This window comes from Burkholderia latens (genome assembly GCF_001718795.1).
GTDB classification, from domain to species: domain Bacteria; phylum Pseudomonadota; class Gammaproteobacteria; order Burkholderiales; family Burkholderiaceae; genus Burkholderia; species Burkholderia latens_A.
This window is the reverse complement of the sequence record NZ_CP013435.1, coordinates 2,541,507-2,558,397: the sequence shown is the minus strand read 5'-3', so window position 1 is coordinate 2,558,397 and position 16,891 is coordinate 2,541,507. Positions and strand designations below refer to the sequence as shown.

The 16,891-nt window shown below is 67.6% G+C and carries 11 protein-coding genes; 7 read left to right on the top strand and 4 right to left on the bottom strand.

Features of this window, described 5'->3' with window-relative positions:
• Positions 1–224: 224 nt before the first annotated feature.
• A complete protein-coding gene (locus tag WK25_RS11845) occupies positions 225–1,097 on the bottom strand; it encodes a segregation and condensation protein A (protein WP_040141422.1) in 873 nt (290 codons plus the stop codon).
• Between the two features lie 4 nt (positions 1,098–1,101).
• Entirely contained in the window at positions 1,102–1,290 is a 189-nt protein-coding gene (locus WK25_RS11840; protein WP_009692996.1) for a DUF3460 family protein, read from the bottom strand.
• Positions 1,291–1,545: 255 nt separating this feature from the next.
• On the opposite strand from WK25_RS11840, the gene WK25_RS11835 reads away from it, so the two are divergent.
• Entirely contained in the window at positions 1,546–3,372 is a 1,827-nt protein-coding gene (locus WK25_RS11835) for an autotransporter assembly complex protein TamA (RefSeq protein ID WP_069241642.1), read from the top strand.
• 28 nt (positions 3,373–3,400) lie between these two features.
• A complete protein-coding gene (locus tag WK25_RS11830; RefSeq protein ID WP_069241641.1) occupies positions 3,401–7,450 on the top strand; it encodes a translocation/assembly module TamB domain-containing protein in 4,050 nt (1,349 codons plus the stop codon).
• Between the two features lie 169 nt (positions 7,451–7,619).
• On the opposite strand, the gene metG is transcribed toward WK25_RS11830, so the two are convergent.
• Together metG and WK25_RS11820 are read right to left on the bottom strand one after the other, a co-directional pair.
• Positions 7,620–9,791 carry a methionine--tRNA ligase gene (gene metG, locus WK25_RS11825; RefSeq protein WP_069241640.1) on the bottom strand — a complete coding sequence of 724 codons (2,172 nt, stop codon included), beginning with the start codon at positions 9,789–9,791 and terminating at the stop codon, positions 7,620–7,622.
• 376 nt (positions 9,792–10,167) lie between these two features.
• On the bottom strand, positions 10,168–10,809 hold the full coding sequence (locus tag WK25_RS11820; protein ID WP_040141411.1) for an OmpA family protein: 642 nt from the start codon (positions 10,807–10,809) through the stop codon (positions 10,168–10,170).
• Between the two features lie 353 nt (positions 10,810–11,162).
• Between WK25_RS11820 and apbC the strand changes: the two genes are divergently transcribed.
• From apbC to WK25_RS11795, 5 genes are all read left to right on the top strand, one after another.
• Positions 11,163–12,254, top strand: a complete 1,092-nt coding sequence (gene apbC, locus WK25_RS11815) for an iron-sulfur cluster carrier protein ApbC (RefSeq protein WP_069241639.1) — start codon at positions 11,163–11,165, stop codon at positions 12,252–12,254.
• A 133-nt stretch (positions 12,255–12,387) separates the two neighbouring features.
• Positions 12,388–12,924 (top strand): superoxide dismutase family protein, encoded by a 537-nt coding sequence (locus WK25_RS11810; protein WP_040141408.1) that lies wholly within the window; start codon positions 12,388–12,390, stop codon positions 12,922–12,924.
• 195 nt (positions 12,925–13,119) lie between these two features.
• On the top strand, positions 13,120–13,689 hold the full coding sequence (gene dcd, locus WK25_RS11805; protein ID WP_006398615.1) for a dCTP deaminase: 570 nt from the start codon (positions 13,120–13,122) through the stop codon (positions 13,687–13,689).
• An 81-nt stretch (positions 13,690–13,770) separates the two neighbouring features.
• Positions 13,771–16,050, top strand: coding sequence for an arginine/lysine/ornithine decarboxylase (locus WK25_RS11800; RefSeq protein ID WP_040141407.1), 2,280 nt, complete (start codon positions 13,771–13,773; stop codon positions 16,048–16,050).
• A complete protein-coding gene (locus tag WK25_RS11795) occupies positions 16,050–16,883 on the top strand; it encodes a lysozyme inhibitor LprI family protein (protein WP_069241638.1) in 834 nt (277 codons plus the stop codon). The genes WK25_RS11800 and WK25_RS11795 overlap by 1 nt, the downstream gene beginning before the upstream one ends.
• Positions 16,884–16,891 lie beyond the last annotated feature (8 nt).

The window sequence follows — 16,891 nt, the reverse complement described above, 5'->3', positions numbered from 1 at the left end:
CGCGTTGGCGCCGCAACAGCGGCGTCGGGGTCGAAGCGGAGAACGCCGGCGCGCGGGCGGCGCATCGGGCGTCGGCGGATTGTAGAGGATTTGGCCGCCGCACGCATCGAAAATGGAACGATCGTTCACTTTTTACTCGAGCGTGCCGCGACCGGGCGCGCAGGCGCCGTGGCAAGCGACCAGTGCACGCAGGCGGGTTCGGGAGACGCCGGGGGCGGCGCGCGTTACGCGGGCAGGTAGGCGAGCCGGACGTAGATCGGCGCGAACGGCTCGGCCTGCGTGATCTCGACAAGCGATTCGCGCGCAAGCTCGAGCATCGCGATGAAATTCACGACGACGACCGGCACGCCGCGCGACGTGTCGAAGAGATCGGCGAACTCCATGAAGCGCGCGTTCTGCAGCCGGCGCAGGATCAGGCTCATGTGCTCGCGCACCGACAGTTCCTCGCGGGAAATCTTGTGGTGCTGGACGAGCTTTGCGCGCTTGAGCACGTCGGCCCATGCGGCGCGCAGGTCGTCCGAGTTCACGTCCGGAAAGCGCGGCGTGATGCTCTGTTCGATGTAGACCTCGGCGCGCAGGAAGTCGCGGCCGAGTTGCGGCAACTGGTCGAGGCGCTGCGCGGCGAGCTTCATCTGCTCGTATTCGAGCAGGCGGCGCACCAGTTCCGCGCGCGGATCCTCGGCTTCCTCGCCGGTGTCGGCCTTCTTGACCGGCAGCAGCATGCGCGACTTGATCTCGATCAGCATCGCGGCCATCAGCAGGTATTCGGCAGCCAGCTCGAGGTTCGACGTACGGATCTGGTCGACATAGCCGAGATATTGCGCGGTCACCTGCGCCATCGGGATGTCGAGCACGTTGAAGTTCTGCTTGCGGATCAGGTACAGCAGCAGGTCGAGCGGGCCCTCGAACGTCTCGAGGAACACCTCGAGCGCATCGGGCGGGATGTAGAGATCCTGCGGGAGCTTGAAGAGCGGCTCGCCGTACAGGCGAGCGAACGCCGCGACACCGTCGACCGTGTCGGGCGTCGAGTCGGCGCCCGCGGGCGCGGCGATCGCGTCGTCCTGCCGGGCGGCGCTGCCCTCGTCGGCGGCGCTCACGTCGTCAGAAGTTCTGGTAATAGACGTAGGGCGTTTGCTTCACGCGCGATTCCTGCTGCTCGGCGCGCTCGTCGAGGTCGATCGGCTGCTTGTCCCACAGCAGGGAACGGCCCTTGCGTTGCTCTTCTTCGAGCGTCGGCTTCTGTTGCTTGAGCTGGTTCAGGAACTGCGTGACGTCGGACTGGTACGGCATGGCTTGTTTTTCCGTTTCGGGCGGCGCACGGTGCGCCGGGTTCGCGATGGCGGGATTTTACCGCATCGCGGGGAACAGCCGGCGTCAATCGCGCGTCGAATCCGCTGGCCCGTTCGCGCGGCGTGGTCGCGCCAGCCCGGCACGCGCTTCGTTGCGTGCAAGCGTCAAAGCGGTGCCGGAGCGGGCATGACCGCGGCCATGTGGTCAAATACAGGGTTTTCCACGAAATCACGACAACCGAGGGCGAGGTCCTATTTGGCGGGTCAGGCGAACCAGCAAGCACATACGGCGGACGACGCGGCCGCGCGCGCGGCCCGCAACCCTGGCCGGCGCGCGCGGCGCGGCGCCTGCGCCGCGGGCCGGGCGGCCCTCGCCGGCTGTCTGGCGGCGCTCGTCGCGCTGCCCGCGTACGCGAAGTACGACGTCGACATCGACGCGCCGCGCCCGATCCGCAAGCTGCTCAAGGCTCATCTCGACATCGCGCGCTTCGCGAAGCGCGACGACATCAGCGACGACCAGTTCGACTTCCTCGTGACCGCCACGCCGCAGCAGGTGCGTGACCTGACCGCGACCGCCGGCTACTTTTCCCCGGTGGTGCGCACCGACGTGCGCACGCGCGACGGCAAGCGCGATGTGCGTGTCGCGGTCGATCCGGGGCCGCAGACGGTCGTATCGAGTGTCGACCTGACGTTCAAGGGGCCGGTCGGCACCGAGGATCCGAAGCAGGAAGCCGCGACCCGCTTCGCCTTTTCCCTGAAGCCGGGCGAGCCGTTCACGCAGTCTGACTGGGACGGCGCGAAAGGGGCGGCGCTCAGGCAGCTGCAGTCGCGCCGTTACCTCGGCGCGAAGATCGCGTCGTCGGAGGCGCGTATCGATCCGCGCACGCAGCGCGCGACGCTGGCGGTCACGTTCGACAGCGGCCCGACGTTTACGATCGGCAAGGTCGACGTCGATGGCGTGCGCCGCTACCCGGAGAAAATCGTCACGAACGTCAATCCGTTGTCGGAAGGCGAGATCTACGACGCGCGCCGGATCACCGAGCTGCAGCGGCAACTGCAGAACACGCCGTACTACGCGAGCGTCGCGATCGACGTCGGCGACGATACGTCGAAGCCCGAGCGTACGCCCGTGCACGTGAAGGTCAGCGAGTTCCCGTACAACAGCATTCGCGGCGGCGTCGGCTACGCGACGGACACCGGCCCGCACGTGCAGGGCTCATACACCTACCTCGACACGTTCGGCGCTGCGTGGCCGCTTACCGTGTCGGGTCGGCTCGATCAGATCCAGCAGTACGGCCAGGTCCAGCTGTCGATGCCGCCCGGCGAGAAGGGATGGACCAACAGCGTGCTCGCGTCGTACACGAACACCAACGTGTCGGACACGCGGATCTACAGCGCGCGTGTCGGCGCGCAGCGCACGCGTACCGGTCAGTTCATCGACTATTCGTACTCGCTCATGTACTACCAGGATCGGCTCGACCAGAACAGTGCGGGCCCGACCACGAGCCGTGCACTGGTGCCGCAGTGGGCGTGGACGCGGCGCAACGTCGACGATCCGCTGTTCCCGCGCTCGGGGAACCTGATCCACGCGGAGGCCGGCTTTGCGATCAAGGGCGTGCTGACCGATCAGACCTTCATTCGCGGTTACGCGCGCGGCCAGCAATACCTGCCGATCGGCCGGCGCGATCTGTTCGTGTTCCGCGCGGAGCTTGGCGGCGTGTTCACGAGCAGCAGTTCGAACGGCGTGCCGGCGTCGCTGCTGTTTCGCGCCGGCGGGTCGAACTCGGTACGCGGCTACGGCTACCAGAGCATCGGCAACAACGTCGGCGGCTCCGTGCTGCCGACCAAATACCTGATGACGGGCACCGCCGAATACCAGCACTGGTTCAACCACGACTGGGGTGCCGCGACGTTCTTCGACATCGGCACCGCGACCGATGCGTGGGGCGAACGCGTGTTCTATCCGGGCGTCGGCATCGGCGCGCGCTGGCGCAGCCCCGTCGGCCCGATCAACGTCGACGTCGCATACGGGCTGCGCAACCACAGCGTGCGCCCGTACCTGACGCTCGGCATCGCTTTCTGACCTTGTTGCCCGACCCACGACGAACCGCATGACGAAGGACCCGAACGACATGCCGCCTCCGAACCCGGACTCGCCCGAGCGGGCGCCCGGGGAGCGGCCGCGCACGCGGCGCCGCGCACGTGCGGGCCGAATCGTCGCGTGGTCGCTCGTGACGGCCTTGCTGCTCGTCGTGCTCGCGGTCGGGCTCGTGCTGGCGGCGGCGACGACCGAGCGCGGCACGCGGCTCGCGTGGCAGGCGGCCGTGCGCGTGCTGGGCGGCCGGCTCGCGGGTACGCTGGAAGGCGGCGCGCTCGCGACGGGGGTGCGGCTGCGCGGCTTCGCATGGACGAGCCCCGGCACCGCAGGCACCGAAGTGCGGATCGACCGGCTCGACGGCCGCTGGGCGTTGACGCGCGCGCCGTGGCGGCTGTCGGTCGCGTATCTGCGCGCGGGCACGATCGACGTGCGGATCGCGCCGGGCCCGTCGACGCCGTCCACGATCCCGCAGGACCTGAGCCTGCCGCTGCAGGTACGGATCGACGACTTGCGCGTCGACCACCTCGCGATTCACGAGGGCGCGTCGACGACGCAGCTCGATCATCTCGCGCTGAACGGTCGCAGCGACGGCCGTCACCATGAACTTGCGCTCGATGGCGTCGACACGCCGTACGGCGCGCTGACCGCGCGGGCGAAGCTCGATGGCGTGAAGCCGTTCGCGCTGACGGGCAACGCCACTTACGCGGGCAAGCTCGCCAACGAGCCGGTCAACGCGAGCGCGAACGTGTCGGGTTCGCTCGAAGCGCTCGTCGCGGACATCTCCGCGAGCGGGATGAAGCTGAACGGGCGTGCGCACGTCGAGGCCGCGCCGTTCGGCGCGGTGCCGCTCACCCGCGCGTCGCTCGTGTTCGATCACGTGAATCCGCAGGCGATTTCGCCCGGCGCGCCGGCCGCCGATCTCGCGGTGCGCGCGGAGCTCGCCCCCGTGACCGCGCCGGCCGGCGCAGCACCCGCAAAGGGCTTCGCGGTCACGGGGCCGGTGTCGATCGTCAACGCGAAGCCCGGCACGCTCGGCGAGCACCTGCTGCCGATCGTTGATGCGCACGCGACCGTGAACCTCGACGCGCACGCGCAGAGAATCGACGGCCTCGCGCTGAAGCTGATCCGCGATGGCAGCGTGACCGGCGGCGGCACGCTGACGGGCGGCAAGGGCCGCTTCGATCTGAAAGTCGCGAATCTCGATCTCAATGCGTTCGTCGCCGAGCTGCGGCCGATGCGGCTCGGCGGTCCGATCGGCGTGACGCTTGCCGGCGACGCAACGACAGTCGACTTCAACGTGAACGATCCGAAGCTCGCGCTCGGCGCGCGCGCGAAGGTCGCGTTGACGCAGCAGCAGACGGTGGTGACCGATGCACGCGTGACGGCCGGCAACGGGCATATCGATCTGACCGGCGTGTTCCGGCACGACGCGCATTCGAGCTACGACGCGAAGGCGACGCTAACCGCATTCGATCCGCTGCGGCTCGCCGCGGGGAGCGCGCCGGGCGCAGGCAGCGCGCGCACGGGCAAGCCCACGAAACCGGCTGCGAAGGCGCCTGCCAAACGCGGCGAAACGCGCGTATCGGGCACGCTGACGGCATCCGGTGCGTTTGCGCCGCAGGTATCGACGAAGGCGACTTTCAAGCTCGGCGACAGCCTGTACGACGGGGTGCCGCTGACCGGCGCTGGCGTCGTGCAGCTCGCCGGCACGCGGATCCTGCCGAGCAATGCGACGCTGTCGATCGCAGGCAACCACGTCGAGCTGCGCGGCAGCTTCGGCGCGCCGGGCGACCGGCTGCGTTTCGTCGTCGATGCGCCGGAGCTCGACCGGCTCGGCTTCGGCATGCAGGGCCTCGTGCAGGCGCAGGGCGACCTGACCGGCAGCTTTGCGCATCCGAACGTGACGGCCAGCTACAAGGCCCAGCACGTCGTGATCGGATCCAACCGGATCGGAGCCGCACAGGGCCGCGCGGACATCCGCGATGGCGCGCACGGCGCGCTCGTCTTCACCGCCGACGCAACCGACATCGCGCTCGGCTCGCTGCAGCTGAAATCGCTGCGTGCGAACCTCGACGGCACGCGCGCGAAGCACACGCTCGACGCATCGGCGCTCGGCGCGGCCGGCGGCCGCGTGATCGACCTGACGCTCGCGGCGAACGGCGGCGTGGTCGAGAACCGCGACGGGATGCGCTGGGACGGCACCGTCACGCGCCTCGCAAACCGCGGCACGCCGTCGGTCGCGTTGCAGTCGCCGCTCGCCGTGTCGGCCGGCGCGGGGCGCGTCACGCTCGGCGCGGCGCGGCTCACGCTGGAGGGCGCGGCAATCGACCTGAAGTCGTTCGTGTTCGATCATGGCCAGATGCGCTCGGCCGGCACCGTGCGCGACGCATCGGTCGCGCGCTTCCTGCAGGTCCGCCAGGAGCTGACAGGCCAGCGGCCGCCAGTGCGCACCGACGTCGTGCTAGACGCCGACTGGGATTTCGCGCTCGGTCAGAACGCGACCGGCTACGTGCAGGTGAAGCGGCGGGGCGGCGACGTGACGATCGAGACAGGGCGCGGGATCGCGTCGCTGGGGCTGACCGACCTGTCCGCACGCGCGAGCTTCGTGCCCGGCAACCGGCTGAACGTGGTCGCGCTCGCGAAGGCGAACCGGATCGGCTCGCTCGACGCGAACCTGACCGTGCCGTTCGCGCTGCGCGACGGCGTGTTCGGCGTCGCCGACGACGGCCAGCTGGCCGGCCGCATCGACGCGGACATCCCGTCGCTGAGGGCAACCGGCAACCTGTTCGGGCCGAGCTACCTGCTCGGCGGACGCGCGGCGTTGCACCTGACGGTCGCAGGCACGCCGGTGAAGCCGAAAGTGTCGGGGATGCTGACGGGCGACGATCTGTCGGCGACGCTGGTCGATCAGGGCGTGCAGCTGAAGGACGGCATCGTCCGCGTGAAGCTCGCGGAGAACCTGGTCGAGTTCCAGCAGGTCGAGTTCCACGGCGGCGACGGCACGCTGCGCGCGATCGGCCGCGTGCGGCTCGACGGCGAGGCGCCGGACCTGACCGCGAACATCGTCGCCGACAAGCTGGAGCTGTTCGCGGCGCCGGACCGCAAGCTTTCGCTGTCGGGCAAGGCGACCGTCGCAAACGACGGGCCGCGCGGCGCGCTGTCGATCGACGGCAAGTTCGTCGTCGATCGCGCGCTGTTCGACTTGCCGGAGCAGTCGGCGCCGCATCTGTCCGACGACGTCGTGATCGTGCGCCCGGACGGCACGGTGCGCGGCGACGTACAGACGGGCACCGCGGCCGCGAAACCGCAGAAGGTCGACGAGAAGCCGGCGCCGTCGCTCGCGCCGCGCGCGAACATCGACATCGGGCTCGGCAACGACTTCCGCTTCAAGGGTCACGGCGCGGATCTCGGGCTGCGCGGCACGATCACCGTGATGAGCGCGCCGGGCGTGCCGCTGCGTGCGGTCGGCAACGTGCGCGTGACCGAAGGGTCGACGTACACGTCGTTCGGCCGCAAGCTCGCGGTCGAGAACGGCTTCTTCACGTTCAACGGCCCGGTGTCTAACCCGGGGATCAACATTCTCGCGATGCGGCGCAACCAGGAGGTGGAAGCGGGCGTGCAGGTCACCGGCACGATCCAGTCGCCGACGGTCAAGCTCGTGTCCGAGCCGAACGTCACCGACAACGAGAAGCTGTCGTGGCTGCTGTTCGGCCACGGCACCGACCAGGGCAACAACGTCGGCCAGCAGAACGCGATGACGGCCGCACTCGCGCTGCTCGGCAGCGCGACCGGCAAGCGCGTCGCGCAGAGCATCGGCCTCGACGAATTCTCGATCGGCCGCAGCGACGTCGGCCTGACCGATCCGCAGGTCGTGCAGATTTCGAAGGCGATCAACGAGCGCTTCGTGCTCGGATACGAGCAGGGGCTGCAGTCGGCGAGCAACGCGTTCAAGGCGACGATCAACCTGACGCGGTTCTGGTCGGTGTCCGCGTATGGCGGCACGTTCCAGGGCGTCGACCTGAACTACACGCGGCGATTCGATCGGTGGTTCGGGCAGCGGTGAGGTTGAAGCCGAAGCGCACGTAGCCGGCCGGCGGGGTAGTGCGGTGCGGGCACGGTCGCGACGGGGTCGGGGCGAACACCGTGAGACCGGCCCGCAACGGCACCGGCACGCGGGCAAAAAAAACCCGCACGGATAGGTGCGGGGTTGTCGCCCGAGCTGGTGCGCCGTCTTACTTCACGCGCATGCCCGGCTTCGCGCCACTGTGCGGTTCGAGGATGTACAGGCCCGGTTCGGCCTTCTCGTCCGCCGCCGATGCCGCGAGCACCATCCCTTCGGACAGACCGAACTTCATCTTGCGCGGCGCAAGGTTCGCGACCATCACCGTCAGCTTGCCGACGAGCTGCTCGGGCTGATACGCGGACTTGATGCCCGAGAACACGTTGCGGGTCTTTTCCTCGCCGACGTCGAGCGTGAGCTGCAGCAGCTTGTCCGAGCCTTCGACGGCCTGGCACGCCACGATCTTCGCGATGCGCAGGTCGATCTTCGCGAAATCGTCGATCGAAATCGGGCCGTCGTCCGCACCGTTTGCCGCGGCTGCCTTCGCGTTCGCCTTTGCGCTTTTCGCGTCCTTCGCGGCGTTGGCGGCGTTGGCGGCGGCCGCACCGGCTGCGGCGGCGCTGGCTGCATCCGCCTGCAGCGAATCGCGGTTCGCGGCCAGCAGCGCGTCGATCTGCTTCGCGTCGACACGCGTCATCAGGTGCTGGTACGCACTGATCGGCTGCGCCGACGACAGCGGCTTCGCCGCATCGGCCCACGCGAGCGGCGCGATGCCGAAGAATGCTTCGACCGCTTCGGCCACGCGCGGCAGAACGGGCTTCAGCGCGAGCGACAGCAGGCGGAATGCCTCGAGGCTCACGCTGCAGGTTTCGTGCAGCGCGACCGCATTGGCCGGATCTTTTGCGAGTTCCCACGGCTTCGCGCCGTCGACGTACGCGTTCACTTCGTCGGCGAGTTCCATCGTCTGGCGCAGTGCACGGCTGTATTCGCGCGCTTCGTAGTGCGCGGCGATCGTCGGAATCGCATTGCGCAGCTTCGCGACGAGCGGATGGTTCATCGCGCTGTCCTGCACGCGGCCGTCGAACCGCTTGATCAGGAAGCCGGCCGCGCGGCTCGCGATGTTCACGTACTTGCCGACGAGGTCGCTGTTCACGCGCGCCTGGAAGTCGTCGAGGTTCAGGTCGATGTCTTCCATCGTCGCGTTCAGCTTCGCGGCGAAGTAGTAGCGCAGCCATTCGGGGTTCAGGCCCGTGTCGATGTAGCTTTGCGCGGTGATGAACGTGCCGCGCGACTTCGACATCTTCGCGCCGTCGACCGTCAGGAAGCCGTGCGCGAACACGTTGGTCGGCGTGCGATGGCCGGAGAACTCGAGCATTGCCGGCCAGAACAGCGTGTGGAAATACAGGATGTCCTTGCCGATGAAGTGGTACTGCTCGGCGGTCGACCCCGAACGGATCCACGCGTCGAAGTCGATGCCCTTGCGGTCGCACAGGTTCTTGAAGCTCGCGTAGTAGCCGACCGGTGCGTCGAGCCACACGTAGAAGTACTTGCCGGGCGCGCCGGGGATCTCGAAGCCGAAGTACGGCGCGTCGCGCGAGATGTCCCAGTCGGCGAGCTTTGCTTCGCCGGCGTCGCCGAGCCATTCGCGCATCTTGTTCGTGGCTTCCGGTTGCGCGAGGCCGCTGACCCATTCGCGCAGGAACGACTCGCAGCGCGGGTCGGACAGGCGGAAGAAGTAGTGCGTCGACGTCTTGCGCACCGGCGTCGCGCCGGACACGACCGAGTACGGATTCAGCAGCTCCGTCGGCAGGTAGGTCGAGCCGCACACTTCGCAGTTGTCGCCGTACTGGTCCTTCGCGTGGCACTTCGGGCATTCGCCCTTGATGAAGCGATCCGGCAGGAACATTTCCTTGACGGGATCGTACGCCTGCTCGATCTCGCGCTCGGCGATCAGGCCGTTTTCCTTCAGCGCGAGGTAGATCTTCTCGCTCAGCACGCGGTTTTCGTCCGAATCGGTCGAGTAGAAGTTGTCGAACGACACGCCGAAGCTGTCGAAGTCGCGCTTGTGCTCGGTCCACACGCGGTCGATCAGCTGCTTCGGCGTGAGGCCTTCCTTCTCCGCGCGCAGCATCACCGGTGTGCCGTGCGTGTCGTCGGCGCCGATGTAGTACACCTCATGGCCGTGCATTCGCAGCGTCCGCACCCAGATGTCGGTCTGGATGTATTCGACCAGATGGCCGATGTGGATCTGCCCGTTGGCATAGGGCAGTGCGGACGTAACGAGGATCTGGCGGCTGCCTTGCGGCGCCGCGGCCTGCACGGAAGTGAGGTCGGATGCGGACATAGGGTCTGTAGAAGAACGGCGGGAAAACGACGGAAACTGCGATTCTAGCAGGGGCGCGGGCCGCTCAGCCGGGGCAGGCGCCACGGGGCGGGCACGGTCGGGCCGGCGAATGCGGCAGCAGCGTGCATGGTCGCTCAATGCTGCGCCGCAGCAGAGAAATTGCGGGCAAAAAAAACCGGGGCGGATACGGCCCCGGAGCAACAACGACAAGAGGAGAATGGTGACGCGCCGGCAGCGCCAGCCGCGTACCGTAAAGACAGACCGCGTGTCGCGACAGAAGTTCGAAATTTTTTTCGATTTGTTACGAGCCGTGCGGAAAGCCTTGTGGGACGGGGCTGTGCGGTTCGCACGGCCCCGATTCCGGTCGTTGCGATGCTTACTGCTGTGCTGCGCGCAGGTAGATTTCGACGCGGCGGTTTTGCGCGCGGCCCGCTTCCGTCGCGTTGTCCGCGATCGGGTTCGACGGACCCATGCCTTGCGCGGACAGGCGGCCGCCGGCCACGCCGCGCTGCACGAGCGCGTTCACGACGCTTTGCGCGCGGTTCTGCGACAGCGTCTGGTTCAGCTGCTGCGAACCCGTGCTGTCCGTGTAGCCGATGATCGACGCCGTCACCTGCGGGTTCTGGTTCAGCGTCGTCGCCAGGTCGTTCAGCAGCGGCGTGAAGGCCGGCGTGATCGCGTACTGGTTGGTCGCGAACGTGACCGAGCTCGGTACGTTCAGTTTCAGCGAACCGTCCGGCTGCTCGGTCACCTGCGTGCCCGTCTTCGCTGCCGACGGTGCGAGCTTGTTCTTGATCGCCTGCCAGTTGTAACCCGTCACGCCACCGACCAGGGCGCCGACGCCCGCGCCGATTGCCGCGCCCTTGCCGCCACCGGCCAGTGCGCCGATGCCCGCGCCCAGCGCCGCGCCCGTGCCGGTGCCGACGGCCGTGTTGTTGCCTTGCTGGGTGGCGCAGCCTGCGAGCAGTGCGCCGGCAAGTGCGAAGACGGACAGGCGGGTCGCGATTTTCATGTTCATCTTGGATTCCTCTCTTGGTTGAACGAGTCGACAACGACGACAAACAACAGTGACGGCGTCCAGCGCGAACCGCCCGAAAAAGGGAGGGCAGGCTCGCACTCGCGGCAGCCGCCGAGGCGGCCGCATGCCCTGTTCGCCAGCGTGGCTGTTCGGACAGGGTGACGCGTCAGCCTCTACAATATAGGCGGTTGGCGGCCGATTTGGCCCCATAGCATGCCGCACGCGAAGATTGCTCCGCCGCGCGCGTTCGCGCAATGGCGTGCAACAGATTCTTTCACTTTTCCCGTTTTTCGCAGCGTTATTTGATGTTTCTTGACGTTTGCGCGAGAGAAAAACGTTTTCACGGAGTTTCGATGAGCATTGACCGGGCACAAGTCGACGCCGCGCTGGCGGCTGTCGTCGATCCCAATACGGGCCGTCCGTATGCGGCGAACAAGGGCGTGCGCAACGTCGCGATCGACGGCGACGCCGTGGCGGTCGACATGGTGCTCGGCTATCCGGCGCGCAGCCAGCACGACGACGTGCGCGCGCGAATCGCCGCCGCGTTGAAAGCCGTGCCCGGCGTGCGCGATGCGCGCGTTGCCGTGTCGCAGGACATCGTCGCGCACACGGTCCAGCGCGGCGTGAAGCTGCTGCCGAACGTGAAGAACATCGTTGCGGTCGCATCGGGCAAGGGCGGCGTCGGCAAGAGCACGACGGCCGTGAACCTCGCGCTGGCGCTGGCTGCGGAAGGCGCGTCGGTCGGCATTCTCGACGCCGACATCTATGGGCCGTCGCTGCCGACGATGCTCGGCATTCACGGCCAGCGCCCCGAGTCGCCGGACAACCAGTCGATGAACCCGCTCGCGGGCCACGGGCTGCAGGCGAACTCAATCGGTTTCCTGATCGAGGAAGACAACCCGATGGTATGGCGCGGCCCGATGGCGACGTCCGCGCTCGAGCAACTGCTGCGCCAGACCAACTGGCGCGAGCTCGATTACCTGATCGTCGACATGCCGCCGGGCACGGGCGACATCCAGCTCACGCTCGCGCAGCGCGTGCCGGTGACGGGCGCCGTGATCGTCACGACGCCGCAGGACATCGCGCTGCTCGACGCGAAGAAGGGCCTGAAGATGTTCGAGAAGGTCGGGATTCCGATCCTCGGGATCGTCGAGAACATGAGCATCCACGTGTGCTCCAACTGCGGGCACGAAGAGCACATCTTCGGCGCGGGCGGCGCCGAGCGAATGGCGAAGGACTACGGCGTGCACGTGCTCGGCAGCCTGCCGCTCGACATCGCGATCCGCGAGCGCGCCGACAGCGGCACACCGACGGTCGTGGCCGAGCCGGACGGTGCGCTGGCGCGGCGCTATCGCGAGATCGCGCGCGGCGTCGCGCTGGCGATCGCCGAGCGCGCACGCGACATGACGTCGAAGTTCCCGTCGATCGTTGTTCAAAATACGTAAAACCCTTGCGGGGCGGGGCCTTACGCTGTTTACGGCGCCGCGAGGCGCGGTATCATGGCGACTTTTCCCGGGTCCCTTTACCCGCCCGGCATGGCCGCCGTGTCGCACGGTCGCCAGCCGGCATGAGGATCGAATGAACCAACCACATCACGGCGCGCGCGCCGGCCGCGTGCAGCGCGCGCTGCTGGCCGCCGCCGCGCTGGGCCTGCTGGCCGGCTGTACCTCGTTTTCCTCGTCGCACGAAAAGCGCGCCGACGTGCAACTGCAGCCGACCGTCGGCTCGCAGACGCGCGGCGCGGTGACGTTCGTCGAACGCCCGGACGGCGTCCAGGTCACGTACAACCTCGTCGGCCTGCCGCCGAACAGCGATCACGCACTGCAGGTGCATGAACGCGGCGACTGCAACGCGGGCGACGGCTCGAGCGCCGGCCCCGTGTTCGCGCCGGCCGCCGAACGGCTGCGCGCGGGCGCGCGGGTCGCCGGCGATCTCGGCAACATCCATGCGGATGCGAATGGCGTCGCGGCGGGCTTCATCGTCGCCCCCGATCTGGCCCTCGACGGCGTGCGGTCCGTGCTGAACCGCGCGGCGCTGGTGCACCGCGAGTCGAGCGACCCCGCGTTTCCGCAGCACGGCGCGGGGCCCGCGCTCGCGTGCGGCGTGATCCGGTGACGGCCGTCGCGTGCCCGACCCGATGATCGCGTAAAATGTGCGCCTTTCGCGGCCGCCGTCCCGAACCGGCGGCCTTCACTTACCGTCACGCAGCGTTTCCTGGCGCCCTGAAATGAAACGACCCCAACGCCCGCTTCGTTCGCTGTCCCCCGAGGGGACGGCCCGCCTTCCTGGGACGGCCCGGCGGAGGCACGCATGAGCATCAAGTCCGACAAGTGGATTCGGCGCATGGCCGAAGAACACAAGATGATCGAGCCGTTCGTGCCCGATCAGGTTCGCGCGTCCGAGGACGGTCGCAGGATCGTCAGCTACGGCACGTCGAGCTACGGCTACGACATCCGCTGCGCGGACGAATTCAAGATCTTCACGAACATCAACTCGACGATCGTCGATCCGAAGAACTTCGACGAAGGTTCGTTTGTCGATTTCAAGGGCGACGTGTGCATCATCCCGCCGAACTCGTTCGCGCTGGCCCGCACCGTCGAATATTTCCGCATCCCGCGCACCGTGCTCACCGTGTGCCTTGGCAAGTCGACGTACGCGCGCTGCGGGATCATCGTCAACGTGACGCCGTTCGAACCCGAATGGGAAGGCTACGTCACGCTGGAATTCTCGAATACCACGCCGCTGCCCGCGAAGATCTACGCGAACGAAGGTGTCGCGCAGGTGCTGTTCTTCGAAAGCGACGAAGTGTGCGACGTGTCGTACGCCGATCGCGGCGGCAAGTATCAGGGGCAGCGCGGTGTCACGCTGCCGAAAACCTGATCTGGTTGCATAACGTCTCACCAGTTTTCGGGTGACCGCTGCGCGTGACGCGCCGCGGTCGTTCTTTTTGGAGAATCGCCCATGAAGTTTCGTTTCCCCGTCGTGATCATCGACGAAGATTTCCGCTCCGAGAACATCTCGGGCTCCGGCATCCGGGCGTTGGCCGAAGCGATCGAGAAAGAGGGCGTCGAAGTCCTCGGCCTCACGAGCTATGGCGATCTGACGTCGTTCGCGCAGCAATCGAGCCGCGCGTCGTGCTTCATCCTGTCGATCGACGACGACGAACTCATGCTCGGCGAAATCGGCCCGGACGGCGAACTGCCCGAACTCGCGACCGCGATCATCGAGCTGCGCGCGTTCGTCACCGAAGTGCGCCGCCGCAACGCGGACATCCCGATCTTCCTGTACGGCGAAACGCGCACGTCGCGCCACCTGCCGAACGACATCCTGCGCGAACTCCACGGCTTCATCCACATGTTCGAGGACACGCCGGAGTTCGTCGCACGCCACATCATCCGCGAAGCGAAGGTCTATCTCGACTCGCTCGCGCCGCCGTTCTTCAAGGAGCTCGTGAAGTACGCGGACGAAGGCTCGTACTCATGGCACTGCCCGGGCCACTCCGGCGGCGTCGCGTTTCTGAAGAACCCGCTCGGCCAGATGTTCCATCAGTTCTTCGGCGAGAACATGCTGCGCGCGGACGTCTGCAACGCGGTCGACGAACTCGGCCAGCTGCTCGATCACACGGGGCCGGTCGCGGCGTCCGAGCGCAACGCCGCGCGGATTTTCAGCGCGGACCACCTGTTCTTCGTGACCAACGGCACGTCGACGTCGAACAAGATCGTCTGGCACGCGACGGTCGCTCCCGGCGACATCGTGCTGGTCGACCGCAACTGCCACAAGTCGATCCTGCACGCGATCACGATGACCGGCGCGATTCCGGTGTTCCTCACGCCGACGCGCAACCACTTCGGCATCATCGGGCCGATTCCGCGCGACGAATTCAAGCCGGAGAACATCCGCAAGAAGATCGACGCGAACCCGTTCGCGCGCGAGGCGATGCGCCAGAATCCGGACCTGAAGCCGCGCATCCTGACGATCACGCAGAGCACGTACGACGGCGTCGTCTACAACGTCGAGATGATCAAGGACCTGCTCGGCGACCTGCTCGACACGCTGCACTTCGACGAAGCGTGGCTGCCGCACGCCACGTTCCACCCGTTCTACCGCGACATGCATGCGATCGGCGACGGCCGCCCGCGCACGGGCGCGCTCGTGTTCGCGACGCACTCGACGCACAAGCTGCTCGCGGGCATCTCGCAGGCCTCGCAGATCGTCGTGCAGGATTCGGAGAACCGCACGTTCGACAAGCACCGCTTCAACGAGGCGTACCTGATGCACACGTCGACGAGCCCGCAGTACGCGATCATCGCGTCGTGCGACGTCGCGGCCGCGATGATGGAGCCGCCGGGCGGCACCGCGCTCGTCGAGGAATCGATCGCCGAGGCGATCGACTTCCGTCGCGCGATGCGCAAGGTCGATGCCGAATACGGCGACGACTGGTTCTTCAGCGTGTGGGGCCCGGACGACCTGTCGGAAGAGGGCATCGGCTCGCGCGACGACTGGATGCTGAAGCCGAACGACCACTGGCACGGCTTCGGCCCGCTCGCGGAAGGCTTCAACATGCTCGACCCGATCAAGGCGACGATCATCACGCCGGGTCTCGACGTCGACGGCGAGTTCGGCGAGACGGGCATTCCGGCCGCGATCGTCACGAAGTACCTGGCCGAGCACGGGATCATCGTCGAGAAGACGGGCCTGTACTCGTTTTTCATCATGTTCACGATCGGCATCACGAAGGGCCGCTGGAACTCGATGGTGACCGAGCTGCAGCAGTTCAAGGACGACTACGACAACAACCAGCCGCTGTGGCGCGTGCTGCCGGAATTCGTTGCGCAGCATCCGCGCTACGAGCGCGTCGGGCTGCGCGACCTGTGCACGCAGATTCACGACGTATACCGTGCGAACGACATCGCACGCCTGACGACGGAGATGTACCTGTCGGACATGGAGCCGGCGATGAAGCCGTCGGATGCGTTCGCGAAGCTCGCGCACCGCAAGATCGACCGCGTGCCGCTCGACGAGCTCGAAGGCCGCGTGACGAGCATCCTGCTCACGCCGTACCCGCCGGGTATTCCGCTGCTGATTCCGGGCGAGCGCTTCAACAAGACGATCGTGAACTACCTGCGGTTCGCGCGCGACTTCAACGAGCGCTTCCCGGGTTTCCATACGGATATCCACGGCCTCGTCGCGGAAGAAGTCAACGGCCGCGTCGAGTACTTCGTCGACTGCGTGCGCGACTGATGGCGGCGCAGGGACGAATCCGGACGATGCGTGCGGCGCTTGCCGCGCTCGTCGTCTGGACGGCAGGATTGACGGGGCTCGCGGGCGCGGGCGTCGCTCGTGCGGAAGTTGCCGCGGCCGATCCGATCGACGTCGCGATGCGGCAGTGTCTCGCACGGCGCGACCGGTCGTCCACGGCCGGCCAGATCCAGTGCATGGGCGAGGCGCAGCAGCAGTGGCAGACGGTGATGGACCGCGCGTACCAGCGACTGTCGAGCGATGCGCCGGCCGACGCGAAGCGCGGCTGGCAGGACAGCCAGCGCCGCTGGGTCACATGGCGCAAGGATGAACTCCAGCTGCTGAAGGCCGTGTACGACACGACACGCGGCACGTCGTACGCGATGTCGAGCGCCGACATGCAGCTGCAGCCGGTGCGCGATCGCGCGCTCGCGCTGCGCGCGGCGGCCGATCGCTATGCGCCACCGCCGGCTGCGTTGCCGGTCGCGGCCGCGAGCGGCGCGCGGGGCGTTGTCCCGGGCGCGGCGCCGGCCGCCGCGGCAGCTGCCGGCAAGCCGGCGAACGCTGCGCCGCGCGATCCGCCGATCGGGCGCGTGCGGCCGTGCGTGCAGGACGCCGCGTGCGAACATGCGCTGTTCGACCTGAACCGCTATTACCAGAAGCTGCGCCGGAAAATGCCCGCGCATTCGGCTGCGACGCTCGTGCGCGCGCAGCGCGCGTGGGTCGCGTTCCGCGATGCGACGGCGCCGCTCGTCGGCGAGGACGGGCGCGTCGACCTGATCGGCGCCCGCATCGCGACGATGAAGCGGCTGTCGGAGACCGCGGGCAACCAGTAGGAATCGCC